This window comes from Aquibium sp. ELW1220, assembly GCF_030398385.1.
Lineage (GTDB): Bacteria > Pseudomonadota > Alphaproteobacteria > Rhizobiales > Rhizobiaceae > Aquibium.
Genome location: NZ_JAOAOQ010000063.1, coordinates 1 through 23,310, shown reverse-complemented (window position 1 = coordinate 23,310; position 23,310 = coordinate 1). Strand labels below are relative to the sequence as shown.

The 23,310-nt window shown below is 64.2% G+C and carries 25 protein-coding genes; 13 read left to right on the top strand and 12 right to left on the bottom strand.

Annotated elements, in window-relative coordinates; all coding sequences use genetic code 11:
• From N1F91_RS29220 to N1F91_RS29165, 12 genes are all read right to left on the bottom strand, one after another.
• A partial coding sequence (locus tag N1F91_RS29220) for a phage major capsid protein (protein WP_289997338.1) occupies positions 1–646 on the bottom strand: 646 nt, incomplete at its 3' end.
• Between the two features lie 14 nt (positions 647–660).
• Positions 661–1,167: an HK97 family phage prohead protease gene (locus N1F91_RS29215; RefSeq protein WP_289997337.1), complete on the bottom strand. Its 507-nt coding sequence runs from the start codon at positions 1,165–1,167 to the stop codon at positions 661–663.
• Entirely contained in the window at positions 1,167–2,399 is a 1,233-nt protein-coding gene (locus N1F91_RS29210) for a phage portal protein (protein ID WP_289997335.1), read from the bottom strand. The genes N1F91_RS29215 and N1F91_RS29210 overlap by 1 nt, the downstream gene beginning before the upstream one ends.
• On the bottom strand, positions 2,400–3,053 hold the full coding sequence (locus N1F91_RS29205; protein ID WP_289997334.1) for a hypothetical protein: 654 nt from the start codon (positions 3,051–3,053) through the stop codon (positions 2,400–2,402).
• Between the two features lie 924 nt (positions 3,054–3,977).
• Positions 3,978–4,436 (bottom strand): hypothetical protein, encoded by a 459-nt coding sequence (locus N1F91_RS29200; protein ID WP_289997333.1) that lies wholly within the window; start codon positions 4,434–4,436, stop codon positions 3,978–3,980.
• 17 nt (positions 4,437–4,453) lie between these two features.
• Positions 4,454–4,666 (bottom strand): hypothetical protein, encoded by a 213-nt coding sequence (locus tag N1F91_RS29195; protein ID WP_289997332.1) that lies wholly within the window; start codon positions 4,664–4,666, stop codon positions 4,454–4,456.
• Between the two features lie 248 nt (positions 4,667–4,914).
• Positions 4,915–6,225: an AAA family ATPase gene (locus N1F91_RS29190; protein ID WP_289997331.1), complete on the bottom strand. Its 1,311-nt coding sequence runs from the start codon at positions 6,223–6,225 to the stop codon at positions 4,915–4,917.
• 285 nt (positions 6,226–6,510) lie between these two features.
• Positions 6,511–7,041: a DUF3102 domain-containing protein gene (locus N1F91_RS29185; protein ID WP_289997330.1), complete on the bottom strand. Its 531-nt coding sequence runs from the start codon at positions 7,039–7,041 to the stop codon at positions 6,511–6,513.
• Complete coding sequence (locus N1F91_RS29180) at positions 7,038–7,247, bottom strand: DNA-binding protein (RefSeq protein ID WP_289997329.1); 210 nt, start codon at positions 7,245–7,247, stop codon at positions 7,038–7,040. Before N1F91_RS29180 ends, N1F91_RS29185 begins: the two co-directional genes overlap by 4 nt.
• 1,022 nt (positions 7,248–8,269) lie before the next feature.
• Positions 8,270–8,671 (bottom strand): hypothetical protein, encoded by a 402-nt coding sequence (locus tag N1F91_RS29175; protein WP_289997328.1) that lies wholly within the window; start codon positions 8,669–8,671, stop codon positions 8,270–8,272.
• Positions 8,668–9,996: a recombinase family protein gene (locus N1F91_RS29170; RefSeq protein WP_289997327.1), complete on the bottom strand. Its 1,329-nt coding sequence runs from the start codon at positions 9,994–9,996 to the stop codon at positions 8,668–8,670. The genes N1F91_RS29175 and N1F91_RS29170 overlap by 4 nt, the downstream gene beginning before the upstream one ends.
• Positions 9,996–10,451: a DUF2924 domain-containing protein gene (locus N1F91_RS29165; protein ID WP_289997326.1), complete on the bottom strand. Its 456-nt coding sequence runs from the start codon at positions 10,449–10,451 to the stop codon at positions 9,996–9,998. The genes N1F91_RS29170 and N1F91_RS29165 overlap by 1 nt, the downstream gene beginning before the upstream one ends.
• Before the next feature lie 602 nt (positions 10,452–11,053).
• Between N1F91_RS29165 and N1F91_RS29160 the strand changes: the two genes are divergently transcribed.
• The 13 genes from N1F91_RS29160 (at position 11,054) to N1F91_RS29100 (ending at position 23,198) form a co-directional block, all read left to right on the top strand.
• Positions 11,054–13,261, top strand: coding sequence for a hypothetical protein (locus tag N1F91_RS29160; protein ID WP_289997325.1), 2,208 nt, complete (start codon positions 11,054–11,056; stop codon positions 13,259–13,261).
• Positions 13,262–13,352: 91 nt separating this feature from the next.
• Positions 13,353–13,598, top strand: a complete 246-nt coding sequence (locus tag N1F91_RS29155) for a hypothetical protein (protein ID WP_289997324.1) — start codon at positions 13,353–13,355, stop codon at positions 13,596–13,598.
• Between the two features lie 99 nt (positions 13,599–13,697).
• Positions 13,698–14,420 carry a sigma-70 family RNA polymerase sigma factor gene (locus N1F91_RS29150; RefSeq protein WP_289997323.1) on the top strand — a complete coding sequence of 241 codons (723 nt, stop codon included), beginning with the start codon at positions 13,698–13,700 and terminating at the stop codon, positions 14,418–14,420.
• Positions 14,421–14,504: 84 nt separating this feature from the next.
• Positions 14,505–15,041, top strand: a complete 537-nt coding sequence (locus N1F91_RS29145; protein ID WP_289997322.1) for a hypothetical protein — start codon at positions 14,505–14,507, stop codon at positions 15,039–15,041.
• Positions 15,038–15,826 carry a hypothetical protein gene (locus N1F91_RS29140; RefSeq protein WP_289997321.1) on the top strand — a complete coding sequence of 263 codons (789 nt, stop codon included), beginning with the start codon at positions 15,038–15,040 and terminating at the stop codon, positions 15,824–15,826. Before N1F91_RS29145 ends, N1F91_RS29140 begins: the two co-directional genes overlap by 4 nt.
• Positions 15,816–16,313, top strand: a complete 498-nt coding sequence (locus N1F91_RS29135; protein ID WP_289997319.1) for a hypothetical protein — start codon at positions 15,816–15,818, stop codon at positions 16,311–16,313. Before N1F91_RS29140 ends, N1F91_RS29135 begins: the two co-directional genes overlap by 11 nt.
• On the top strand, positions 16,313–17,059 hold the full coding sequence (locus N1F91_RS29130; protein WP_289997318.1) for an ATP-binding protein: 747 nt from the start codon (positions 16,313–16,315) through the stop codon (positions 17,057–17,059). The genes N1F91_RS29135 and N1F91_RS29130 overlap by 1 nt, the downstream gene beginning before the upstream one ends.
• Before the next feature lie 21 nt (positions 17,060–17,080).
• Positions 17,081–17,593, top strand: a complete 513-nt coding sequence (locus N1F91_RS29125; protein ID WP_289997317.1) for a DUF669 domain-containing protein — start codon at positions 17,081–17,083, stop codon at positions 17,591–17,593.
• A gap of 63 nt (positions 17,594–17,656) precedes the next feature.
• On the top strand, positions 17,657–18,025 hold the full coding sequence (locus N1F91_RS29120; RefSeq protein ID WP_289997316.1) for a hypothetical protein: 369 nt from the start codon (positions 17,657–17,659) through the stop codon (positions 18,023–18,025).
• A complete protein-coding gene (locus tag N1F91_RS29115) occupies positions 18,018–18,962 on the top strand; it encodes an oxidoreductase (protein WP_289997314.1) in 945 nt (314 codons plus the stop codon). The genes N1F91_RS29120 and N1F91_RS29115 overlap by 8 nt, the downstream gene beginning before the upstream one ends.
• Complete coding sequence (locus N1F91_RS29110; RefSeq protein WP_289997313.1) at positions 18,956–20,695, top strand: DEAD/DEAH box helicase; 1,740 nt, start codon at positions 18,956–18,958, stop codon at positions 20,693–20,695. The genes N1F91_RS29115 and N1F91_RS29110 overlap by 7 nt, the downstream gene beginning before the upstream one ends.
• Entirely contained in the window at positions 20,692–20,916 is a 225-nt protein-coding gene (locus N1F91_RS29105; RefSeq protein ID WP_289997312.1) for a DUF6511 domain-containing protein, read from the top strand. The genes N1F91_RS29110 and N1F91_RS29105 overlap by 4 nt, the downstream gene beginning before the upstream one ends.
• Positions 20,916–23,198 carry a PriCT-2 domain-containing protein gene (locus N1F91_RS29100; protein ID WP_289997310.1) on the top strand — a complete coding sequence of 761 codons (2,283 nt, stop codon included), beginning with the start codon at positions 20,916–20,918 and terminating at the stop codon, positions 23,196–23,198. The genes N1F91_RS29105 and N1F91_RS29100 overlap by 1 nt, the downstream gene beginning before the upstream one ends.
• Positions 23,199–23,310 lie beyond the last annotated feature (112 nt).

Below are 23,310 nucleotides of genomic sequence, written 5' to 3'. Positions count from 1 at the left end.
CTTCCAGCCGGCCGAACTCTTCGGCCAGGTCCATAGCGATTTCGGCCTCGACGTTGACCGCGGCGTCCTCAAGAAGCTGAAGCGAAACGTCGACGTAGCAAGCCGCCTCGTGGATCGGAATCTCAATCTGCCCGTAGGCCGACTCCGTACCCGTGCGAGTCTCAGTTTCTCCGACCCACGACGCGGTAGGCGTTCCGGTGCGCCTAGGAAGGATGACGCTGCCGGCCGCGGTCGAGCCAACGCGGGCGGCCTGCCGGACGGGCGAGAATTCTACAAGGTTCTTGATGACTTCCGCCTGGAACTCGGCGGGCGCGAGATAGCCACCGCGGGTGTCGTCCGCGACAACGAGCGCCTTGGCTTCCTCTCCCGGCATGCGCGCCTCGCCAAGCCGCATGAACGAACGGAAGGCCTTGCGGTCGGGCGTGACTTCGTTGTCGTTCGCGCCCTTGATGACGGCCGGGCGATTGAGCTTTACCTCGATCTTGTCGAGCCGGGCAGCAAAGCCGTTGTCGTTCGCTGCCTTGGCTTCGACCGCGGCAATCCGTGTCTCAACCGAAGCCTGCAGGTCGGCAAGCGCCTTGGTCACGATTGCGGACGCGTCGTCGTCTTCGCCCTTGAGCACAAGGGCGGTATTGATGTTATGCATGTTGTAGGATCCTGTTAGTTGGAAATCCGGAGGGCGCGCGCCGTCCGGTCGATAGCGGCGGCAAGCTGAAGCGCCTGCACCGCTGATTTAGCGCTCGTAACACGCGCGCCCGGATGCATCGGGACGGCCACTAGTGATGCCTCCAGAAGCTCCAATTTCGTGATGGTTCGCCCGCCGCCCTTACGGGGTCCGGACTTCCTCGTGATAAAGCCGATACTGATGCCGCGAACGGCGCCGGACTTCACCAGCGCGCGCACCTCGTCGGCCCGCCGCACTTCGCCGACCAGCATCCGGCCCTTCAGCCGCAAGCCGTCTTCAGCCTCGACCGCTTCCGTCCAGGCGCCAACCGGGTCGTTACCGTCGTGCCCGAACAACATCGGCAACGGCAGCACAGCCTCGGCGAAGGCGCCCTTTTCGATAACGTCGCCGACCCTATCGGGCGTGCCGAAGGGCCAGGCCAGGCCTTCAATCGCGCCGTTGTCGTCGGTCGCGAATTTGGTCTCTATAAATAGCCGTTCCATTATGCGGCGGCCTCCCGGTTGCGGTTGTCGTTGGCGGGTTGCGGGGCCGCAGCGCCGGGCTGGTTAGCGCCAGTGTTCGGGTTCGCATACGCGTCGCCGCCTGCGTATGGCGGCAGTGATTCCCAAGCGCGCGCCTCGTTAGGCGACAGAACGCGCGCCGATATGAGGCTGCTATACGCGGTCGCGCGACTGCCAAGGTCGGCCCGCGTAAGGTCGTCGCGTTCAAACCAGATACGGAAGTTCGCCCGGTCGCCCGGTTCGATAAGCGCCCGCGTTAGGGCCGCCTCAAGCGCCTTCAGCCACGGTTCAAGGCAGTAAGTCAGGAACTCCCTGCCCATCTGCTCACCGTTCGACCACGTCACGCGGTCCATGCTGTAAATCATGGAAGGCGGTACGCGGAATCCGCGAGCGATTTCGTCAATCTGTAGCTTGCGCAATTCGAGGAATTGCGAGTCCACCGAATTAAACGAAAGGGGCGTGTACGTGCCGCCCTGGTACAGGATGGCGGTCTCTCCGCCTTTTGACGCGCCGCTGAAGGCAGCCCGCCAGCCGGCCTTAATTTTCGCGACCGCGTCCTCGCCGATCTTGGATTCGACCGGGAACGACACCACGCCGGCCGGCCGCGCGCCGTTGGCGAAGAGCTTCGCCGCGTGCTTTTCCATGAGGTGCGCAACGCCGATCGCTTCGGCAGCCAGGTTCAAAGGCGACTTGGTGAACGGGCCGCGCAAATGGATGACGTCCCGCATGGCGACCGGCTGCCCCGACAGGCGATAGGTTGGCTCGCCCGTGTCGGCATAGTCGACCGAGATAACCGTCTCCCGGTAGTGCAGCAGTTCCGCCGGCTTGCCGTCCACTCGGTTGACGTACGCAAGCCCGCCCTCGTTGCGCACAAGCGCCTCGGCGACAAGGTCGCGAATAAACTCGTAGCCGGAAAGCCAATCGTTCGCCGCGCCGCGTAGCAGGTTGCTTGCCGGGTGCGCTTCGTCGTCGGTCCAGGACGTGCCGTCTTTGCGCTGGACTTTGATGTCCAGCGTCGCCGCGGCTTCGCTGATAACGCGCACGGCAGCGGCCACTGCCGGAACCGTAAGCGCAACGCTTGCCGACACGGCCGCCGTGCCCTCGATCGTGGCGCCGAGCGCGGCTAGCAGTTCCTCGTTCGGGGCGGCTAGCGACTTCTCCTCGACGGCTGGCGCTGCGGCCACAGGCGCGGCCTTACGTGCGAAGGGCCACATTTATGCGGCCTCCATCTTGGCAAGCTCGGCTTCAACGCCGGCCTTCCAGTCGGCAAGCGGGCGCCCGTCGACCGACGCGACGCGGAAGGGAACCGTGCGCCGTTCCATGCCAAGTCCAAGGTCGCTAATGATTTTCAACAGCGCATAGCCGCCGAGCGACATGGACTTCTGACATGCCGCGGCTAGCTCCGGTCGCCATGCCGTGCCGTCCGCGGTTAGTGCCCATTCGACCGGGTCGCTTTCGGAGTTGCCTGCGCGGATAACCAGCGCAGGCCTGGATCCGCTAACGACGGAAATGGCGCTGCGCATCGTCATCTTTGCAAGGTCGTCCATGGGCGCCATCTGCAGGTTGGCCAGCCGCGTAAACATCTTCGCTAGAAGCTCGTCGGCAATTAGCCGGCCGTCGTCATCGTCGAGCCGGAAGGCGAGGAACTCGTCGGCCCGCGCGGCGACGCTGTGCAGCGGCGCGTCCGTAAGCAGCGCGACGACGAGCGCGACGACTTCGGGCATATCGATCTGCTCGGGCGCGTTCCGGTTCATTGAGATCGGCAGTAAGCCCGCATCCTGCAGGCGACGGGAAACAGACCGAACGCGCGACGCCGGAATGCCGGAATGCCGCGCGACGGCATGAGTCAGGGTGGCGACGGTCGGCATTTGACGCGTCCTTTCAAGTTGAGTTTTTGCGTGGTGGTGGCGTTAAAAAAGGCCACCCCGGAGGGCGGCCGAATTCGACCGACTGCGGCTCAAAGCAGGACGCAGCGGCGCAGCCGGGAACCAGCACGCGAGGAGGGGCGCGCGCCGATTGGTTGCCCGTGCCGGTTCATCCGCGGTCACGGGCGGCCCGCGCATGACGCGGGAAACTGATGGTGTGGTTCGGAAGGCGCGCGGCAATACGCGCTGCCTCTACCCCTCCCACTTCCGGAAGGGAATCTGGCTCGCACGAAACGCGGTCCTGTATACGCCAAGACGAAAAGCGCAATGTTTCCGGTGAAGGGGGAGGCGGGAAGATGCTTCCCTTCTACCTATCTCCTCACGAACACGCGGAATGTGGCGGTTGGCGTAAAAAACATCTACGCCGCGCCGAAATACTCAATGATTTCCGCGTTTCCGAAGCCGGCCTTTTCGGCGACGATTGTTGAAGTTCTGGTGCCGACAGGATGTCCAATATTTTGTGCATCCTCTCGTGTGTACTGGTTGGTGCCTTGCCTATTCCCCATCTCGGCGCGAAGGGTGCATCAAAAGCCGGGTTTGCAGGCAACCCAGCTTTTCCCGCGACTTACCGAATACTAAGTCGGTGCAAATTTGCGCCGACTGTACAGATGGGCAAGTCGGCATCAATTGATACCGACTTAGTGTTCGGTTCGGTATCAATTGATGCCGAACCAGTGTTCGGCCACCTCGGTATCAATTGATACCGAGGTCAGGTCCGCCTCGTCCCGCGACTTACCGAAACTGTCGGCGGTATCAATTGATACCCTCGGGGCCGCGTCTTCCCGACGTTGCAAATTTGCGACGTCGGGGCCGAATGCAACCTCCGTGCCAATTGGCACGGAAGTCAGGTCTGTCCGCGTGCCCTGCCTAGCCCGCCACGCTCCAGTCGACCGACCGCGGGGGCGGCTCCTTGAACGGCACGTCCACCTTTGACGCGCGCCAGGCGGCCCGGTTTTCGACGAGCAGCCGGTCGACCTTCCGCTGCAAGGCCGCTTCCCGCTCGTGCGCGGCCTTCTGCTCGGCGAGCATGGCCTCGGCGGCATGAATGGCGAACGCCGCGGCGCATAGCCGTCCTGCCGCCCAGGCGCGCCGCTGGGACGCTGTAGCGTACGGGCCGCGCTCGCCAGCCACCTCCAGCGGCATGCCGTCCACGAGGCACGCACGGGCCAGCGCGGCTAGACCTTGCCGCTCAAGGATGGCGACGACTTCCGGGGAGGGTTTTTCGGCCCAACGCGCTGCGGCCTGCATTGCCTCGTATGCCGGCGCGCCGTAGTCGGTCGAAAGGCCGTGCATGGCCTGCCGGAGGTTTTTGTTGGCTTGGCTCATTTGGGCTCCTTCGGTTGTCAGCCTACCGCGGTCGGCGCGGGCTTTCGGATAAGGTCGGCGCGGTCGATATAGAAGCTGCCGTCGGCGCCTCTTATCTCGACAAGGTACTTCGGATCCGCTCCCGTCGCGTCGATGCCGACAACACGGCACGGCTGCCAGGTTTCAATCGTCTGCCCGCCGCTCAGGTGAACGGCATGGTGGGTGGCGGTGTAAGGGTCGATTGCGAACATTCGTCTGCCTCAAGGCCCGCGCGGTCGGTCTGGAATGGACTGCATGCATGATGTGCTCCTTCGCTGCCGGGTTGGCGGGTGGTTGCTCGTCGTCGCCGTAGCGACGTCTTTAGGGGTGGTTGCACAACCCGGCCTTCCAGCCGGGGGGGGGGTGCTTCCACCCCAATGGGGGGTATGGGGGGTGGAAGCAGCAGGGGGGTGGTAGGGGGGTGGTAGGGGGGTGGAATTATGCTGGAACACCCCTCAGCCTACGCCGCCTCCATGTCCTCGGCCGGCCCGTAGTCTTCGGCGGCAAGCACCAATCGCTGGCGCCGTTTCGATGGCGGCCCTTCGGACTTGACGCGGACGAGGTCGGCGGCAAGCAGCCGGTGCATTGCGCCCTCTAGCTGCTTCTTCGTAACGCCCGCCGCCTCTGGTCTTTCCGCCATGACGGAAGGCGCATAGTTGACGCCCTTCGTCGGCGCGACGCGCTGGCCGGTGCGGGTGATGGCGGAAAGCAGTGTGCGGAATATCTCGTCATGCCGCCTGGTTAGAAGCGACAGCGTTGGCGACGCCTTGCCGTCGTCCAAGACGAAAGCGCCGTCCTTCCAGCGCAGCCGGATTTCGCCGCCCGTCTTCCCGTAATTGTTCTTCTTGGTTGTCAGGATTCGGCAGTCAGGGTCGGCCCCGTCGCCCCCGACCGCGGTGAGATACAGCCGGGAACGGACGCTGTTGTTCCATGCCGTGCTACCCGACGAGCCGCTGCCGCTGCGCATGCCGTCAACGGACGGGTGGGCAAGCAGGACGATCGCGGCGTCTATCTCGATTGCCAGCGTCCGCAACATGGCGATGAACTGGCGCACCTGTGCGCGCTTGATCTCGTCGCCACCGAACAAGTCCGCGGCCGTGTCCAGCACAATGAAGGACGGGCGATAATCGCGGCAGTACGTCGCCGCCGCCTCCCACAATGGCGTCGGGCGCATTATCCCAGCCCGGTCGGGAACCGATAGCAGCGCGTCAACGTCGGCAAGTGGTACGAGGCGGAAGTCGGCAAGGTCCGCAAAGTTGCGTCCGTGAGCCGCGAGGATATCGGCAAGCCGTCGCTGGAACTCGTCGGCCTCGTCCTCGGCGCCCATGTAGACGACGCGCCCGCCTTGCGGGTGCATGTCCAAGGTGTCGACCGAGAGCGCGCTAGCAGCGCCTAGCTGCAACGCTAGAAGGGACTTGCCCACGCCGCCGTCGCCGGCCAGGATTGTCACCTGCCGCATTGGTATCAGCCCCTCGACAAACCAGCGTCGTTCCGGAACTTCCTTCCCTTGCCAGTCGGAAGGGTTGACGAGCGGCAGGTTGTCATTCGCGGCTTGCGGCTGCTCCTTCGAAAGCGGCCCTTGCGGAACGTCCAGCCGCGCGATTCCCTTTGCATGGAACCGCACGGTCACGGGTGTTCCAAGCTTGGTGATTGCGCCGACGACGAGCCAATCGCCGTCCGCCTGCTCAACCAGAATGCCGCCCCATTTCGACGCGTATTCTGCGGCGCGGTCGGCCCTGCTTTCCGCGGTGCTAGCGGCTAGTGCGGTCACTGGCGAATCCTTCGCGAAAGGCTGCGCACGCGGCGCGCGTAATGGTGTCATTCAGCGGCGTCGAGAAGGTCGCGGCGCGCGCGCCGTGCGAGCTAGGGGCGTATGTCAGAAAACGCCCGTCCTCGGCCTGCACGAGCTTCATTCCAAACATGCGGATGTCGTCTGTTAGCTGCATGTCGAAGTGCGCAAGCGTACGCCCGGCGCCGGCGGGCGCTGGCCGGATGGCTAGGATTTTCAATGTCGTGGATCCGGTTATGCGTAGGGGTTCGCCGGCTGCGGCCGGTCTTATTGGCGGGCGGGGAGGGGCGCCGGGTCTAGGATGTCCGCAACGCGTAGTGCTGTCCGCTCCGCGTCTTTGTCCGCATTGGATCGCCGCATGCCCTCACGCATGCGTTCGGGAAACATGTCGGCCAAAGCGTCGCTAACCTCTAGCGCTTTCCTTAGTCCTTCCAACCCCCTCCGGCCTGCAGCCATCGCCTCCAAAGCTTCGACTAGCGCTTCCTCGGCTTTTGCCCTCAATGCGAGAAACTCAAGGGCTGCGCGAATGCCGCCCAAATCGGCAACCGTTGCCGATTTCAAACCGGAAGTCGCGATTTGCATGTACTGCCTCGCACGGCGCTCCCTAATGCCCGCGCTCGCTAGGAAAGGAAGCCATTCGCCGTGCCTGCATTGCGCTTTCGCTTCGGCAAGCAGGCGCCCGGCCTGCAGTGCCTTGTCCGCGCTTGAAAGGGCGGCGGCTTCGCTCTCCGCGACAAGCTCCCGGATGCGGTCGGCCACAATCGGCAAGCTATTGCTTTCCATGCGGTCGGCACTCATGCTGCGGCCCGCGCGCCGCGTTCCTGCTCTTCAAGCCAGGCGCCAAGGGTCGACCGTCGCGCGGCAACCGAGCCGCCGAGTTTGAATGTCGGAAGGATGCCCGCGTATAGGAGCTTGTAGACCTGCCGCGTTTTGATGCCGAGTGCGCCAGCGATAGCGGGTGCGCCGATCAAAAGCTCGCCGGGGTTGTCGTTGTCGTGATTCACATATGCCTCCAGAAAAAACGCTTGACATGGATTGTCGGTGCTGTATTGTGCGGTGTGTAATCGGATACCTGTATCCGACGGGACGCGAACACTAGACGTTTTCGCGCCCAATGTCAATCCAAGCCCATCGTTATCTTTGCGTGCCCGACGCTCCTAGCGCTTTAGTCGTAGGGGTATTTTGTGGGGTATCTTTTTTGTGAATCGCTGAATTCCTCAATACATTCAACGGATTATGACGGACACTCCCTCCGCCACTTGCAGTTACCGAACTCGTTCAGGGGCTTTCGCGGAGCCCTTTTTTCTTTATATTTCAAAGGGGTTTAGCCTTGGCGTCCGGCGTGTCGAGACTTGCAAAATGCCGAAAATTGGTCTCTGAACGCCCCATGTCTCTTTCCGACCGGCCCCCACCCAAAACACAACGGTCGGAAAATATATCGCATTTACAACGGGTTGCAGTTTCGACGAAGCCGGCCTGTTCGGAAGTTCATTTGGTAGCAAAAGCGCATGCGAATCAATGGTACGGAGGCGCAGCGGATTCAGGTTATGGCGACTTTGCATAGCTTTGCATGGCTTCTGACCTCCAATCTGGACTGCTTATCTGTTCAGCAATCGCAAAGATAAAAACGTGAGAAATGACTATTCGTCTGAAAATTCCCGGTGGCACCCTCAAGATTAAGCGCTACATTGAGCTCCGCGACTCTGAACGGCGTCGTCGTGTTCCAGTCCTAAAGTTCGGCTCGATTTATTTCATCTGGTGGTCGAATCGGAAAAAGGTCTGACGTCGGTGCCTTGCCTCCGCGATTGCACAAACTGCAGCTTCGCTATTGCAACAGCTCTGTCGCGCGCGCGCCGACACCAAAAACCCGCCGGCTTGTATCGGGGGTAAGGGGGAGCCGGCGGGTCTGTGTGGCAACCGGATAGGGGAACGGTTGCAGGCGTAGACTACGTCAATCTGGTAAACAAGACACTGACGCGGGCGACGATCCCTCGGAATGAAGCAGTCTCCAACTCGGCCAGCCCGTTCAGGATTCGGCTGGCGCCGCGTTGAATACGGCGCTTTCCTGGTCGTCCCAGGCCAGCCAGGCGATGTTGGCCAGTTCGAGCAGCGTCACGGCAGAGGTTTCGCGGCGGTAGACGAGGCGTCTGAGAACGGCGGGGGCGAGCCAGGCAAGCCGCATCTGCCGACTGACCTGCCGTTCGGACAGTTTGAGGGCGATGGCGAAGTCGCGCACCGTGCCGAACTCGCCAGCCTCCATCCGCCGCCGCCAGCTCCAGGCCCGGCCGATGGCGCGCAGGATGTGCGGGTCCTGCGTCTGGTCCTCGCTGGGCAGGTAGCCAGCGGGCGGCAGGATTTTCGGCCGCCCGTTCTTCTTGCGCAGCTTCAAGGGGACGAAGATCTGGATGGTGTCGCTGGTTTTCATCATTCAGCCGCCTCCAATACGCGTGGGGTCATCAGGTCGCGCATGACGCCGGCGATGCCGTCGGTGCGCAGGTCGATCACGAGGCCGTCGGCGCTGACGGTGACGCGGCGAACGAGCAGCTGGACGATGCGAGCCTGCTCCGCGGGAAACAGCTGTGCCCAGAGACCGTGGAAGGTCTTGAGGGCCTCGATGACGTCCGCGTCGCTGATGTCGCCATGCCCCTCGCGCGCCAATGTCGCGAGTACCTGCGCCGCGGTCTCCGGCGCGCGCAGGACGCGGCGGATTTCGGTGATGACGGCGCTCTCGACCATGTCGGCGGCCAGCCGACGAGGGGTGTCATCATCGCCCGTGGCGCGGTTCTTGATGACGTCCATCGAGACGTAATAGCGATACCGCCTTGTGCCCTTGTTGGTGCTGGACGGTGTCATCGCCGCACCCGTGGCGGTGAAGATCAGCCCCTTCAGCAAGGCGGGCGTCTGCGTGCGGCTGTTGTTGGCGCGCTTGCGCGGGCTTTCACCCAGAATGGCATGGACCTGATCCCAGAGGCGCTCGTCGATGATGGCCTCGTGCTCGCCCGGATAGGCCTTGCCCTTGTGGACGGCCTCGCCGCGATAGACGCGGTTGTTGAGCAGCCGGTAAAGGTAACCCTTGTCGATCAGTGTGCCCTGCTTGGACCTGACGCCATCGCGCCGGAGGTCTCGCGCCAGCACCGTCGCGGAGCCGATCTGCACGAAGCGCTCGAACACCGAACGGACGGTGATCGCTTCTTCCTCGTTCACGACGAGCCTGCGGTCTTTCACATCGTAGCCGAGCGGCACATAGCCGCCCATCCACATGCCCTTCATGCGCGACGCCTTGACCTTGTCGCGGATGCGTTCGGCCGTCACCTCGCGCTCGAACTGGGCAAAGGACAAGAGGATGTTCAGCGTCAGCCGGCCCATCGAGGTGGTTGTGTTGAAGGACTGGGTGACCGAGACAAACGTCACGCCGTTGCGGTCGAACACCTCGACCAGCTTGGAAAAATCCATCAGCGAGCGCGACAGGCGATCGATCTTGTAGACGACCACCACGTCGATCAGTCCGTCCTCGATGTCGGCCAGAAGCTGCTTGAGGGCAGGGCGCTCCAGCGTACCGCCGGAGATGCCGCCATCGTCATACTGATCGCGTACCAGCACCCAGCCCTCGGAGCGCTGGCTGGCGATGTAGGCTTCGCAAGCTTCGCGCTGGGCATGAAGGGAATTGAACTCCTGCTCCAGCCCTTCCTCCGAGGATTTGCGCGTGTAGACGGCGCAGCGCAGGCGGCGGGGCGGTTTTGTCGTCGCGTCCATCAGCTCTCACTCCGCTTGCGCTCGCGCAATCCAAAAAAGCGATACCCATTCCAGTGTGTGCCGGTGATGGCCTTGGCGATGGCGGACAGCGACTTGTAGGGGCGCCCCTGCCATTCGAACCCGTCGCGCAAGACGGAGATCGTGTGTTCGACCCCGGACCATTCGCGGACCAGCCTGGTGCCAGCTACCGGATTGCGCGGATCGGCGATCTGGCTCTTGCGGGTCAGAACCCCGTCGACCTCGTCGGCCAGCAGGTCGAGCATGCGACGCGTCTCGCGGTCGAGGCCGCCGTGGGTCAGTTCCTGGATACGGTAGGCCAGCCGGCCCTCCAGATAGGATCGGCTGTTGTTGGGGGCAGCAGCGCCAAAGAGCACCTGCCACTCGGCCTTAAGCTCGTTGACGGACATGGCCTTCAGCGCGGCCAGGCGGGCGGGGATGGGGTCATGCGTCGTCATGCAGGTCTCCGGTGCGTTGGAGTTGCATGACGGCATTGGTCGGGCGGGAAGTGTAGGCAACTTTCTCCCGCACCGGAAGAAAGTTCACTGGCTTCGCGCGACCGCATGTGCAGCCGCACCAGTCCGAGCGCCAGCAGGCGGCAGACCTCAGTGCGGCGCTCGGCGGCGGTCATGCGGTTGGGCGGCATCGGATTGGGGCGTTTCATTTCTCGGATAGCCATGTTCGGTGGTGTCGATACCGATCAAAAGCCACCCGGCCGCCCGGACTGGGACATCTTGGAAGAACGGAACGCAAAAATGAGAACAGGGAGAGAACATCAGGACTTGCCGTTCACGGATTTGTCCGTGATTATCGCGGGTTGAATCAACCAAGAGCAGTTGTTCATCAAGGTGAGCTCGTGGCGCGCAATGGAAATCTGATCAGTCCCCATGTCCTGGTGCTTATCGAGGATGCGTGAGTGGATCTTGCCCCAACGGTTCTTGCTGCCCGGGAGGGAGGTGATGTTGCCCTCAGTCCCCAGAGGCGACATCGCAGTGTCAAGTTCCGAGTATGGCACTACGATCGCGATATATAGCGCAAATCAGCATTTCCGGAGATTTATATGGTACGCGCCCCGGCCAGAACCTGCCCAAACCTTTCCCGGCTTTTTGATGACGCAGAGCCGGCGCTGCTTTCTGGATTTCTCAAGAGCAAGGCTTTCGAGAGGTTGAGCTGGCTCGCGCCCTACAGGTTCGACCCCGAGAATCCGGACGGTCCGTCAGTTGCCAGAAATATGCTGCCGCAGGAAAAGAAAGAGCGGCTGGGCCCGCTAGAAGCTGAAGCAGCCCGGATCGTCACAATCGCGGGCGAACGCGGCGAGTACGTCCTCGAAGGTCTCGCCACTACCACGCTCGATCCCGACCGCGCCAAGGAACTTCTGAACCAGAGGGACAAGCTCGCGCGAAGCCTGTGGGCTTTCGCCAACGAGCACGGCTTGTTTGAAGCGGCGGAGAACAGCCTGCACCTGCGTCTCTACCGGCGCTATGACAAGCACTACCAGACTTTCATGGCCGAGCCTTCGGTCGACGGGGGCCCGGACGCCGGCAGCGCATTGCTCGAAGAGCTTCTGGCCGACCTCAACAAGCGTCTCGATCGCGGCGACGGCTACAGCATCGAAAAGTTCGACATTCCCGAGGACGGCGATGAACCCGCAGCGGAGATGTACCTGCTGTTCCATCCCGATCCCCCCACGAGCGTCCGGGAGATCGATGACGATGGCAATCGGTCGAGCATCTATTTCCGGCCGCCCGGAGAGGCGATGATCGTGTATACGCCATCGACCGGGCGGGTGCATGTCCGTGCCGGCAACCGAAAGCTGAGGCACATAGTCGCCGAACGCTTCATCGAGACCGCTCTCGATCAGACCTTTTCTAACCAGCCCGTCGACTTTCAGGCCTACGACATTTCGCAGTTCCTGCAGGGGTTCGATCTTGAACCACCGGAACTCGATGACGTGGTAATCGACCGCGCGCAGGTGATCCGCGTTGACATCAGCATCGGCAATCTCGCCAACCGCCTCGCGCTTTCCACCACGATCGACCAGGACATCTCCGAAATCATCGACAGCCAGCCGGGCCTTCCGAGGATTTTCGAGCGTGCGCTCGCAATCCGCTTTGTCGAGATTGCAGTCCGGTATTTCCGCGCGGGACGGGATGAGGCGCAAACCCTCGACTTCACGCTCACCGACCGCAACACGAGCAGCCTTCTCAGCATCGACGACCCGTTCGAACGCGTTCTGGGGCATCGCTTGCTCAGACACTGGAAGATCCTTCGTGATGGTCGCGCACCGGGCGATGAGGAGAGCATGGCGGTCATGCCCGCCTTGCTGGCCATCTGGGACATCGGAGCTGACAGGGTCACCGGCGCATGGCTCCAATCTCGGGGTGTCGATCCTGGCCTCCTAACCGATCTGGGATTCCTCGTGCCCGCCGGTTGGGAAGGGGACGACCTGATCGACGATGAAGACGAGGTCGGTCCGATCGCAGCCGAAGTGGTCGTTCGGGTCGATAAGGGAGATGCGGAGGAAGGCGACCGAAAGGTGGCCGATCTCAAGGTCACCGAGGGGCAGGTGACGTCTGCGGGCAACCCGGTTCGCTACAGGATATATCGGGTGCGCGGCGGTTGGGTCGCGCAACACCTGAAGGCACGTCTCGAAAAAGCGCTCGATGAGCCGGCGATCGAGAAGCTGACCGATCATCTCCTCTACCTCGGAACGCTCGATGTCGATGGCGGGGATGTTCCGATCTACCTCGCGCGTTCTCTCGACCGGGAGAAGGTCCGGTCGGCAGTCGATACAGAGCTTCGGGCGCGCCACAACCTCGGTATCGGGCTTGTCCTGCAGGCCGGCAACGCTCCCGGACCGTGTCTGGCGGCCAACGTTCTGACGCCGCTTGTCGATCAGATCGACACCAAGCAAGCCGAAATCGCGTTGGTCGCAGACAAGCTCCGGTCCGTGTTCCGGCGTCACCGCATACTGGCTCGTGGCGGACAGGCTGTCGAACTCACCCGTTCCGGGGAGAACATTGCCACCCTGTTCGTTCCTGGGAAAGGCAGCATCGACATCGAAGGCAAGAACCGCATCGACGTCCTCCAGCGGTTGGTCGATGCACACAACAATGGGCCGATGCCAATGGCGACAAGAGATCTTGTCAAGGACATCGCCGAAGACCAATCCCTGTCGAATATTTTCAAGCAGCCACTCTGGAACAAGTTGAAGGCCAACTTCCTGAGAAGTCTGGGCCCCAAGGGGCCTTGGGAGATCGCCATCTGACGGCTGGCTCCGATCCGGCTCCGATAGGGTGGTCTGACTAGCTCCGATTCCCCAGGCCAATGGGAGTGCTTCACATCAGAGGAGCATTCCCATGCCGACTCCCTTCCCCTCGCGCCAGGCAGCCCAGACGAGCTGGTCCGGCGCCGCGAGTACCAACCCCAATACCTCCAACTCGGAATGGCGCTGCACGCGCTGTGACAAGCTGCTCGGCGTCTGCCGGGGCGGCCGGATGCACCTGCGCTTCGCGCGGGGGCACGAGTATCTCGTGGGCTTCCCGGTGCAGGCCACTTGCCGCGGCTGCGGCACGCTGAACCACGCGACCGACCCCGCGCGCTGACGCACGCATCCACCCAACCCCCTGAAATCGCAGAGACGCGCGACGTCCTGACCTGGCCACGAGAAGGCGCCGGACGCCTGGCCGCAAGGCAGGCGTCCGATGTCCTTCGCGTGGCACGAGATCCGTGATCACCTCATGCATTCATCCTCCAACCTTCACTTCCAGCGCAGTTTCGACGCCGTCCGGCGTGGACAGGCTGCCCTCGCGCCGTTCCGGGATCCGGCGACTCTGCTGGACGGGCTGCACCGCACCCCCGGCGATCCCGCCCGGAAAAACCTGATCCTCGCCGCGCTGGTAGGGGCGGCGCAGGGCGACGGGCCCACGTCAGACTGCGCGCTGACGATGCTGTTGCTCGCGCTCTGGCCCGGCCTCGACGCCATCCGGCGGCGGTCGATCTGGCGCAGGCTCGGCACCGCCGACGAGGTCGCGTCCGATGTTCTGGCGCGCATGACCGAGGCGGTCCGCGGTCTCGACCTCGGGCGCGTCAACTGGATCGCGGCCACGGTCCTGCGCAACGTCGAGCGCGACATGATCCGAGCGCGCCAGCGGGACACGGCGCGCGACAGTCTCGCCAGCGACATCGACACGGACGAGGTGGCGGACAGCGGCGACAACGGGATCGGCGCGGCCGGGTATGCGCGACTGAATGGCGCCGTGCGGAAGCTACTCGGCGACGACGCCCTGCTGGTCATCCGCGTGGCGATCGAGGGCTTCTCGCAGGCCGAGGTCGCCGGGGGACTGGGGCTGACCGAGGCCGCCGCCCGCAAGCGGTACCAGCGCGCGATGCACAAGCTGCGCGACGCCCTCGACGAAAACGCCTGAGCCGATGTCCCGATCAGGCCCCGCCGGTGGCTTTTCCCTTTCGAGCGCCACCGAGCGTCCCACTCCAACCGAAAGCAGACACGCATGAACCGCACTGCCGATCTGTCGCTCGAGAATTTCAGGCGTCTTCCGGGGCTCTATCGCCGCTGGGAACTGACCGAGGTCTGCGAGCCCAACCGCAACTACCAGATCGAGGACGCAGGCACCCATGCCGACGGTACGCCGCTCCTGGCGATCTACGTCAGTGATCGGCTTACAGAAATTGCGGGCAGCGAAGAGATCGGCCCCGATCGAAATCCGATTGATCCCCGCACGATCATTCCCGCGGGGCTCGTGCCGTCGGAACTCGTGTCGTCCCTTCCCCTGATCATCGAGGTGGAACGGCCTGGTAACGATGGTCCTTCGCTCCTCTCCCTGTTTGGACCGAATGGTGCAACCCTCGCCGATCTGTACCTCGCTGTCATGGATCAGCGAGATGTGCTGGCCGGGTCAAGGCGAACCGAACGGGCCTTGACGATCCTCCTCGATCGCCTCCTTGGGCATGGAGCCGGTGCCGATACCTATGTCAGTGAAACGATCAAGGAGATCGCCAACGTTGCAGACCGGGAGAGCAGGCCATGACCATGCCTGCCTCCTTTCTCAACCACACGCCCCACCTGCCGGGGCTGGTCGATCGTGCAGCCACCATGTTGGCCAGCGCCAAGAACGCGGCCGAAGTGCTAGAGGCCCGCGAATATGCGGGACTTGTTTATGACGCTGCGAAGCGCGCAGCGCGCCTCAGCCTCGCCAAGGCGGCACATGACGATCTGGTCGCCGCAGCACATCGCGCGCAGGCCCATGCACTTGAGATCGAGGCGGCCGCCAAGCGGCGGCTCGCTGATGAATATGATGCAGCGCAGGCAAGGGGCGAGGTTGCTTCTGCCACGAGCAGTCGCGGCAACCAGTGGACCGTTGCAGCTGGCAACGAAGCACCGGTCACCGCAGCCGATCTCGGCCTTCGCCGCGACCAGATCCACGAGGCCCGCCAGTTCCGCGACGCCGAGGCCGCCGATCCGGGCATCGTGCGGCGCACGCTGGATGATCGGCTTGAACGGGGCGAGGAGCCGACGCGCGCTGCCCTGCGCAAGATGGTGGTCGATGCTGCCATGCGGGGTTTGCGCCCTCAGCGCTCCGCCAGCCGACGCAACCCGCTCTATGTCCCGCCCACGCCGGAACAGGCGGCCTGGCAGCACGTCACGGGCACGTTCCGCGCCTTCGCCGAATGGGCCACTGACGAGAATCTCGCCCTTGCGCGGCAGGGCATGTTCGCCGCGCAGGCGGAACCGTTTCACGACCTCAATGTCCAGGCCATCGCCCGGGGGTCTGCAGCTTTCACCAAAATCACGGAGTGGTTCGATGCTCGATAGCCAATCAGCGACCTTCGCCGAGCGGGTCTGGGAGGTTGCCGCCCAGCTTGGCAACAACGCCCCCAAAATTGCCGACGACATCATGGGGGCAGCGTTTCCGCTGACCTGTTCGCAGGCCCGCGCGGAAGGCGCGCTGCGCATGCTGCGGACAGGCATCATTACTGAAGTCAAACGCATCCTGCGCAACCGGGATGTCGGGCTCGTCCAGGCGGATTTCACGGAGGTCTGTGACGGCTTCGCCCCACTCGTCAAGGCGCTGCGCTCGAAGTCCTATTTCGTGGAGAGCGCGGAGGAATACGTCGCAGTCCCCGATCTCATCGCCGAGCCAGACCTCCTGGATGACGCGCGGCGCTTCATGCGGCGCAAGGGCCTCGAATGCCTGGCCGAGGCCGATCGTCTCGACGCGCTCTTTGTGGCTGTGACCGGCGGTCCGGGGATCCAGCCGCAATACCATCACGACAACCCTGCACATCAAGGAGCACACTGATGGCCATTTCTCTTGCATCCCTGCACACGAACACGGCGCTGACGCCCCCGCGCATCCTGATGCATGGCGTAGCCGGGGTCGGCAAATCCACCTTTGCCGCCGAATCTGACCGGCCCGTGTTCGTCATGACCGAGGACGGGCTTGGCAAATTGCAGGTGCCGCATTTTCCCCTGGCGATGAGCTACGGCGGGGTGGCGGAGGCGCTGGACGCATTGCTGACCGAGGACCACGACTTCGGTACGGTGGTGATCGACAGTGTCGACTGGCTGGAGCCGCTGATCTGGTCCGAAGCCTGCAAGCGCAACGCCTGGGCATCCATTGAAGCGCCCGGCTTCGGCAAGGGCTATGCCGAGGCGCTGACCGTCTGGCGCGAATATCTCGGCAAGCTCAATGCGCTGCGCGACCAGAAGGGCATGGCGGTCATCCAGATCGCCCATACCGACATCAAGCGCTTCGACAGCCCCGAGCACGAACCCTACGACCGGTATGTGATCAAGCTGCAGACCCGCGCCTCGGCGCTGCTGCAGGAGCATTCCGACGTGGTGCTCTTCGCCAATTACCAGATCTCGGTCGCCAAATCCGATGTCGGCTTCAACAGACGCGTGACCCGGGCGCTCGGGTCGGGCGCGCGCGTCATGCACACGCAGGAGCGCCCCGCCTTCCTCGCCAAGAACCGTTACGGCCTGCCGGACACGCTCGAGCTCAGCTGGGCCGAGTTCATGGCCGCCATGCCCCAATCCGAATGATCCCCCTGAAAGGACAAGACCATGGCACGTTTTGACACGTCCTTCGACGCCACCAGCGTCGAGCCCACCACAGCCTATGACCTGCTGCCCGCCGGCAAATACCGCGCCCAGATCGTTGAAAGCGAAATGCGCGTCACGCGGAATGGCATGGGCCAGTTTCTCTGGCTGATGATCGACATCCTCGATGGCGATCACAAGGGTCGCAAGATCTTCGATCAGTTGAACCTTGTGAACCCGAACCCGACCACGGTCGAAATCGCGCAGCGCACGTTGTCGGCCATCTGCCACGCGACCGGAAAGATGCATGTGAGCGACAGCGAAGAACTGCACCTGATCCCGATGACGATCCAGGTGAAGATCAAGCCGCCGAAGAATGGTTACGGCGAGAGCAACGCCATCGCCTATCTGCCGCCCGAACCGGGCGCGACCCCGGCGCGCGCGGCAAAGCCTGCCGCAACCCCTGCGGCACCGCCCACAACGCAGGCCGCCGCGCCCGTCAGGATGGCCTCGGCACCCTGGAACAAGAAGGGCTGATCAACCGCGCTGCTCCGCGCCTGACGGACGGCGCAGCGCCCACCCGCATCTGAGGACATTCCAATGATTGACCTGAACAACGCGGCGCCCGTGGCCGTGATCAGCCCCGGCTTGCCTGATGACCAGCGCCGGCTGATCGACCTCGACGACGCCATCGCCAAGATCCGCACGCAGATCGCGACCGCCGATCTGGCCCGGCAGCGCGGCCACAAGCCCATCGACCCCGACTGGTTCCACCGGGCGCGCACGGCGCTGCGGCATCTGTGCCGTGAGCGGGCCGAATTGCTGGCCAAAGGCACCGGCCGCCATCGCCGGGAGACGCTGAAAGACGCTCTGATCGGCGTGCTGCGCGATCGCCATGACCCCGAGACCTGGGACGACATTCTGGCCGAGGCAAAGGCGCGCAGTGAACAGGAGGGCTGTGATGGCTGAGCTTCCCGAGGCCCCCACGCCGACGCTGGCGGCGATCCATGCTGATTACGAGGCCCGCCAGGGCGATGGCTTCCGCGATCATCTTGGCGCCTCCATCATCGGCAAGTCCTGCGCCCGTGCGCTCTGGTATGATTTCCGCTGGGCGACGCCGTCACAATTTTCTGGCCGTCTCCTGCGCCTCTTCGAGACCGGCCAGTTGGAAGAGGACCGCCTGGTGCGCAACCTTCGCGCCACCGGCGCGACGGTGCTCGAGGTCGATCCGGACACCGGCCGCCAGTTTCGCGTCGAGGCCCATGGCGGCCACTTCGGAGGCTCGCTCGACGGCGTGGCGCTAGGGCTGCTGGAAGCGCCGAAGACCTGGCACGTGCTGGAGTTCAAGACCCATTCGGCCAGGAGCTTTGCCGACCTGATCGCCAAGGGCGTGGTGCTGTCCAAGCCTCAGCACGCCGCGCAGATGCAGGTCTACATGCGCCTTACGGGCATCACGCGGGCCCTCTACATGGCGGTCTGCAAGAACACCGACGCGCTGCATATCGAGCGGATCGAGGCCGACAGCGCGATGGGCGAGCGCCTGCTCGAGAAAGCCGGGCGCATCATCTTCGCCCAGCATCCGCCTGCGCGGATCAGCGAGGACCCGGCCTGGTTCGAGTGCCGGTTCTGCGATCACCATGGCGCCTGCCACGAGGGTGGCGGGGCCGCCGTGACCTGCCGGTCCTGCCTGCATGCAACACCGATTGATGGCGGCTGGCACTGCGCCCGCCACGACCGGATGCTGGCACCCGCGGAACAGCGCGCAGCCTGCATCCGCCATCTCTTCATTCCCGATCTCGTTCCGGGCGAGGTCATCGATGCGGGCGACGATGTCGTCACCTACCGCATGGCCGATGGCTCTACCTGGGCAAATGATGCTCGCACCCCGGAGGCTGCGCCATGCTGACCCTGCGCCCCTATCAACAGGACGCGATCACCACGATCTACGGCTATTTCGAGAAGAAGAGCGGCAACCCCCTGATCGTCATCCCGACGGCGGGCGGCAAGAGCCTCGTCATGGCCGCCTTCATCGGCGGCGTGCTCAAGGCCTGGCCCGATCAGCGCATCCTGATCGTGACCCATGTCCGTGAGCTGATAGCCCAGAACCATGCCGAGATGATCGGGCTCTGGCCAGAGGCTCCGGCCGGCATCTATTCGGCGGGGCTGGGCAAGCGCGAGGCCCAGGCGCGCATTCTCTTTGCGGGCATCCAGTCGATCCACCGCCGTGCGAAGGAAATCGGCCATACCGATCTGGTGCTGATCGACGAGGCCCACCTGATCCCCGGCAATTCCAGCACCATGTACCGCCGCTTCCTTGATGGGCTGGCGCGGATCAATCCGGCGCTCAAGGTGATCGGGCTGACGGCCACGCCCTTCCGGCTCGACAGCGGCATGTTGCACGAGGGCAAGAACGCGCTCTTCACCGACATCGCCTATGAGGCATCGGTGCGCGACCTGATCGACCAGGGCTATCTCGCCCCGCTTGTCTCGAAGCAGCCTGCAACCCGTCTCGATGTGTCGAAGGTTGGCACCCGCGCCGGCGAGTTCATCGCCCGCGATCTGGCGGCGGCGGTCGATCAGGATGCCATCACGCGGGCCGCAGTCACCGAGATCATCGAGCACGGGCGCGAGCGCAAATCCTGGCTCGCCTTCTGTTCGGGCGTCGACCACGCCCGCCATGTGGCGGAGGAATTCGGCCGGCGGGGGATCCGCTGCGGCGCCATCTTCGGAGACACGCCCAAGGATGAGCGTGACGCGATCATCGCGGCGTTCAAGCGTGGAGAGATCCGCGCACTCGCTTCCATGGGTGTGCTGACCACCGGCTTCAACGCGCCCGGCGTCGATCTGATCGCGCTCCTGCGCCCCACCAAATCCGCCGGGCTCTACGTCCAGATGGTGGGCCGCGGCACGCGTCTGGCACCGGACAAGGAGAACTGCCTGGTCCTCGATTTTGCGGGCAATGTGCGCCGCCATGGGCCGATCGATCTGGTGCGTCCCCGGCGGCCCGGCGAAGCCGGTGGGGGTGAGGCTCCGACCAAGGTCTGCCCGGAATGCGACAGCATCCTCCTGCTCTCGGCGACTGAGTGCCCCGATTGCGGCTACGTCTTCCCGGCCCGCGCGGTGAAGATCGCCCCCACCGCCGCCACGCTGCCGGTCCTGTCGCCGAAATCCCCACAATGGCTGCAGGTCGCTGGCGTCTCCTACAGCCGCCACGACAAGCTGGGCGGGCTGCCCTCGCTCAAGGTGACCTACGGCTGCGGGCTCACATCCTACAGCGAATGGGTCTGCATCGAGCATCAGGGCTATGCGCGCCAGAAGGCGGCCGACTGGTGGCGCAAGCGAGCACCCGGGCTGCCCGTACCGCTCAGCGTCGATGCAGCCATCGCGCAGGCTGCCCGCCTCGCTCGCCCCAGCGCGATCTCGGTCCGCCCCTCGGGCCGTTATGTCGAAGTCTCCGGCTACAGGTTTGATCCATGCCCCAACCCGACCCCGGCCTCTGCGCCGTCTGCCACCGGCAACCTCGCGGCTTTGGCTGGTTCAACGCAGGGTACCACGTCTCGGACCCACGGCGCGACACCAGCCGCAGGTTCTTCTGTGGCCGCACCTGCCAGGACATCTGCCATCGGAGAAGGGGCATGATCGATCCCACTCCCAATGAACGCGCCGCCATGACCGTCGGCGGCCAGATGGGCGGCGAGTATCTGGAGAGCATCAGCAAATCCGATCTCGCCACACTGACCGAGACCGAGTGGGACCGCTTCATCGACGTGGTCGTCACCGGCTATTGTGATCACCTGCGCGAGCTTGCGGGCAAGGACCGCACGCGGCTTGACGCCATGACCCCCGAGGTACCCTTCTGATGACTGACACATCCTGGATGGCGCGCGTCGGGGCGCGCCTCGTGACCAACGGCTACGCGATCCTGCCTATCGCGCCTGGCACCAAGAAACCCGGCCAGTTCGCCCGCGCGGCCTGGCACGACTATCCGCAGTGGAACCGGCATGCGACCCGCGCCACGACGGAGTTCGAGGTCGCGACCTGGTCAACCTGGCCCGGCTGTGGCGTCGGCATCGTCGGTGGCGCCGTCGCCGCGCTCGACATCGACATCACAGAGGATGGGGAGCTGGCGCTACGTATCGAGCGGCTGGCGCGGGAACGACTAGGCGACAGCCCGGCACTGCGTATCGGCCGCGCGCCGAAGCGCTTGCTCGTCTATCGCACGACCGCGCCCTTCGCCGGGATCCGGCGCGCGCCGCTGGAAATGCTCTGCCTTGGGCAGCAGTTCGTGGCCTATGCGGACCACCCCGACACCGGCCAGCCCTATGCCTGGCCGGACGAGGGGCTCGCGGATCTCGACCTCGAAAGCTTGCCCGCCATCGACGCGACGCAGGCGGCAGCATTTATCGACGAGGCGCTGGCACTGATCCCGCCCGAGATGCGCCCGAAGAGCCTCGGCGCAAAAGCGGCGAACGGGGCAGCCCAACCCAGCATGCCATCGCATTCACAGGCCGGCACGCTGGCGGCGGTCCGGAGCGCGCTCGCCTGGCTGCCCAATGCCGAGCTGGACTATGACAGCTGGATGCGTATCGGCATGGCGCTGAAGGGCGCGCTCGGGGAGGCAGGGGCTGATCTGTTCGCGGACTGGTCCGCGCAGGCGGCCAAGGACGTGCCTGCCATCACCACGAAGGCCTGGGCCAGCTTCAAGCCCGACCGGATCGGCGCTGGCACGATCTATCATCTCGCCATGGAGCGCGGCTGGCAGCCCGAGCCGGAGTTGCGGCTTGATGGCAGCGTCGGGGATGATGTCGAGCATCCGGCGGCTGGGCTGTTGTGCAGGCTGGGCGTGGCAGCCGCCACCCCAGCAGCGCCTGCGCCATCCCCCGCATATTCGCTGGTCATCCCGGACGGGCTGGTGGGCGATCTGACCGATTACATGCTGACCACCGCCCGGCGTCCGCAGCCGCTGCTCGCCCTGGGCGCCAGCCTCTGCGCCATCGGCGCGCTGATGGGCCGACAGTACCGGACGCAGAGCAATCTGCGCTCGAACCTCTATGTCGTCGGCATCGCCGACAGCGGTTCGGGCAAGAACCACGCCCGCGAGATCATCAACGAGACCTTCTTCGAGGCTGGGCTCGCCCATTACCTCGGCGGCAACAAGATCGCCTCCGGCGCGGGGCTGCTGACCGCGCTGCACCGCCAGCCCGCGATCCTGTTTCAGATCGATGAGTTCGGCATGTTCCTCGCGGCAGCAGCCGACCGCAAACGCAGCCCACGCCACATCACCGAAATCCTCGACAACATGACCGAGCTGTTCACCTCCGCCGGGGGCATCTTCCTCGGAGCCGAGTATGCCAACCGCGACGGCACGAACGAGCGTCGCGACATCGTCCAGCCGTGTCTTTGCGTCTATGGCACCACGACGCCGCTGCACTTCTGGGGAGCGCTGCAAGGGGCAAACGTGGTCGATGGCTCGCTCGCCCGTTTCCTGATCCTGCCCAGCGACGAGGATTACCCGGATGAAAACATCGCCGTGGGCATCCGGCAGGCCCCACTCGCGCTCCTGCAGGGGTTGCAGTCGGTCGCAGCCGGCGCTGGTGGCGTCAAGGGCAACCTGACCGGCAAAACCGCCGATCAGAATACCGCCGTGAACCCGATGATCGTGCCCATGACCGAGGAGGCTCGTGCCCGGTTCCAGCACTTGAGTCTGGCGCTGACAGAGGAATTGAGAGCGGCCGCCGGCACAGCGTTCACCGCGATCCTCGCCCGTGTCGGTGAAAACGCCCTGAAGCTCGCGTTGATCGTGGCGGTCGGGCGGGATCCGTCGAGGCCCGAAATCGACATCACGGCAACGGATTGGGCCATCGGCTTCGTTCGCCACTATGCGCAGCGGACCATGGAGGCGGTCGAGCGCCATGTAGCAGACACAGAGACCGAGGCGCACCTGAAGCGGTTGAAGGAGATCATCCGTGCTGCCGGGGCCAAGGGGATTACCAAGTCCGAAATCACGCGCGCTTCGCAATGGCTGAAATCGCGCGACCGGGACGAGATCCTGCTGACCCTGATCGAGAGCGGGGATATCACCACCGGCATGCGCGATACCGGTGGTCGTAGGGCCATGGTCTACCGGATCCTGACCTCATGAATCCCCTCATTTCACGAACGACTCACTTTTGCCGCTAGCGCTCGGGAAACCGCTTGTCGACGAATCGGTCGAAGGGATGGCGGAGCGATGCGGGCGAGTGCGCAACGAGCTG

Excerpts from the sequence above, each read along its gene's own strand:
- N1F91_RS29215 (WP_289997337.1), bottom strand. The coding sequence starts at position 1,167 with ATGGAACGGCTATTTATAGAGACCAAATTCGCGACCGACGACAACGGC.
- N1F91_RS29210 (WP_289997335.1), bottom strand. The coding sequence starts at position 2,399 with ATGTGGCCCTTCGCACGTAAGGCCGCGCCTGTGGCCGCAGCGCCAGCC.
- N1F91_RS29205 (WP_289997334.1), bottom strand. The coding sequence starts at position 3,053 with ATGCCGACCGTCGCCACCCTGACTCATGCCGTCGCGCGGCATTCCGGC.
- N1F91_RS29200 (WP_289997333.1), bottom strand. The coding sequence starts at position 4,436 with ATGAGCCAAGCCAACAAAAACCTCCGGCAGGCCATGCACGGCCTTTCG.
- N1F91_RS29195 (WP_289997332.1), bottom strand. The coding sequence starts at position 4,666 with ATGTTCGCAATCGACCCTTACACCGCCACCCACCATGCCGTTCACCTG.
- N1F91_RS29185 (WP_289997330.1), bottom strand. The coding sequence starts at position 7,041 with ATGAGTGCCGACCGCATGGAAAGCAATAGCTTGCCGATTGTGGCCGAC.
- N1F91_RS29175 (WP_289997328.1), bottom strand. The coding sequence starts at position 8,671 with ATGATGAAAACCAGCGACACCATCCAGATCTTCGTCCCCTTGAAGCTG.
- N1F91_RS29170 (WP_289997327.1), bottom strand. The coding sequence starts at position 9,996 with ATGGACGCGACGACAAAACCGCCCCGCCGCCTGCGCTGCGCCGTCTAC.
- N1F91_RS29165 (WP_289997326.1), bottom strand. The coding sequence starts at position 10,451 with ATGACGACGCATGACCCCATCCCCGCCCGCCTGGCCGCGCTGAAGGCC.
- N1F91_RS29160 (WP_289997325.1), top strand. The coding sequence starts at position 11,054 with ATGGTACGCGCCCCGGCCAGAACCTGCCCAAACCTTTCCCGGCTTTTT.
- N1F91_RS29155 (WP_289997324.1), top strand. The coding sequence starts at position 13,353 with ATGCCGACTCCCTTCCCCTCGCGCCAGGCAGCCCAGACGAGCTGGTCC.
- N1F91_RS29150 (WP_289997323.1), top strand. The coding sequence starts at position 13,698 with ATGTCCTTCGCGTGGCACGAGATCCGTGATCACCTCATGCATTCATCC.
- N1F91_RS29145 (WP_289997322.1), top strand. The coding sequence starts at position 14,505 with ATGAACCGCACTGCCGATCTGTCGCTCGAGAATTTCAGGCGTCTTCCG.
- N1F91_RS29140 (WP_289997321.1), top strand. The coding sequence starts at position 15,038 with ATGACCATGCCTGCCTCCTTTCTCAACCACACGCCCCACCTGCCGGGG.
- N1F91_RS29135 (WP_289997319.1), top strand. The coding sequence starts at position 15,816 with ATGCTCGATAGCCAATCAGCGACCTTCGCCGAGCGGGTCTGGGAGGTT.
- N1F91_RS29130 (WP_289997318.1), top strand. The coding sequence starts at position 16,313 with ATGGCCATTTCTCTTGCATCCCTGCACACGAACACGGCGCTGACGCCC.
- N1F91_RS29125 (WP_289997317.1), top strand. The coding sequence starts at position 17,081 with ATGGCACGTTTTGACACGTCCTTCGACGCCACCAGCGTCGAGCCCACC.
- N1F91_RS29120 (WP_289997316.1), top strand. The coding sequence starts at position 17,657 with ATGATTGACCTGAACAACGCGGCGCCCGTGGCCGTGATCAGCCCCGGC.
- N1F91_RS29115 (WP_289997314.1), top strand. The coding sequence starts at position 18,018 with ATGGCTGAGCTTCCCGAGGCCCCCACGCCGACGCTGGCGGCGATCCAT.
- N1F91_RS29110 (WP_289997313.1), top strand. The coding sequence starts at position 18,956 with ATGCTGACCCTGCGCCCCTATCAACAGGACGCGATCACCACGATCTAC.
- N1F91_RS29105 (WP_289997312.1), top strand. The coding sequence starts at position 20,692 with ATGATCGATCCCACTCCCAATGAACGCGCCGCCATGACCGTCGGCGGC.
- N1F91_RS29100 (WP_289997310.1), top strand. The coding sequence starts at position 20,916 with ATGACTGACACATCCTGGATGGCGCGCGTCGGGGCGCGCCTCGTGACC.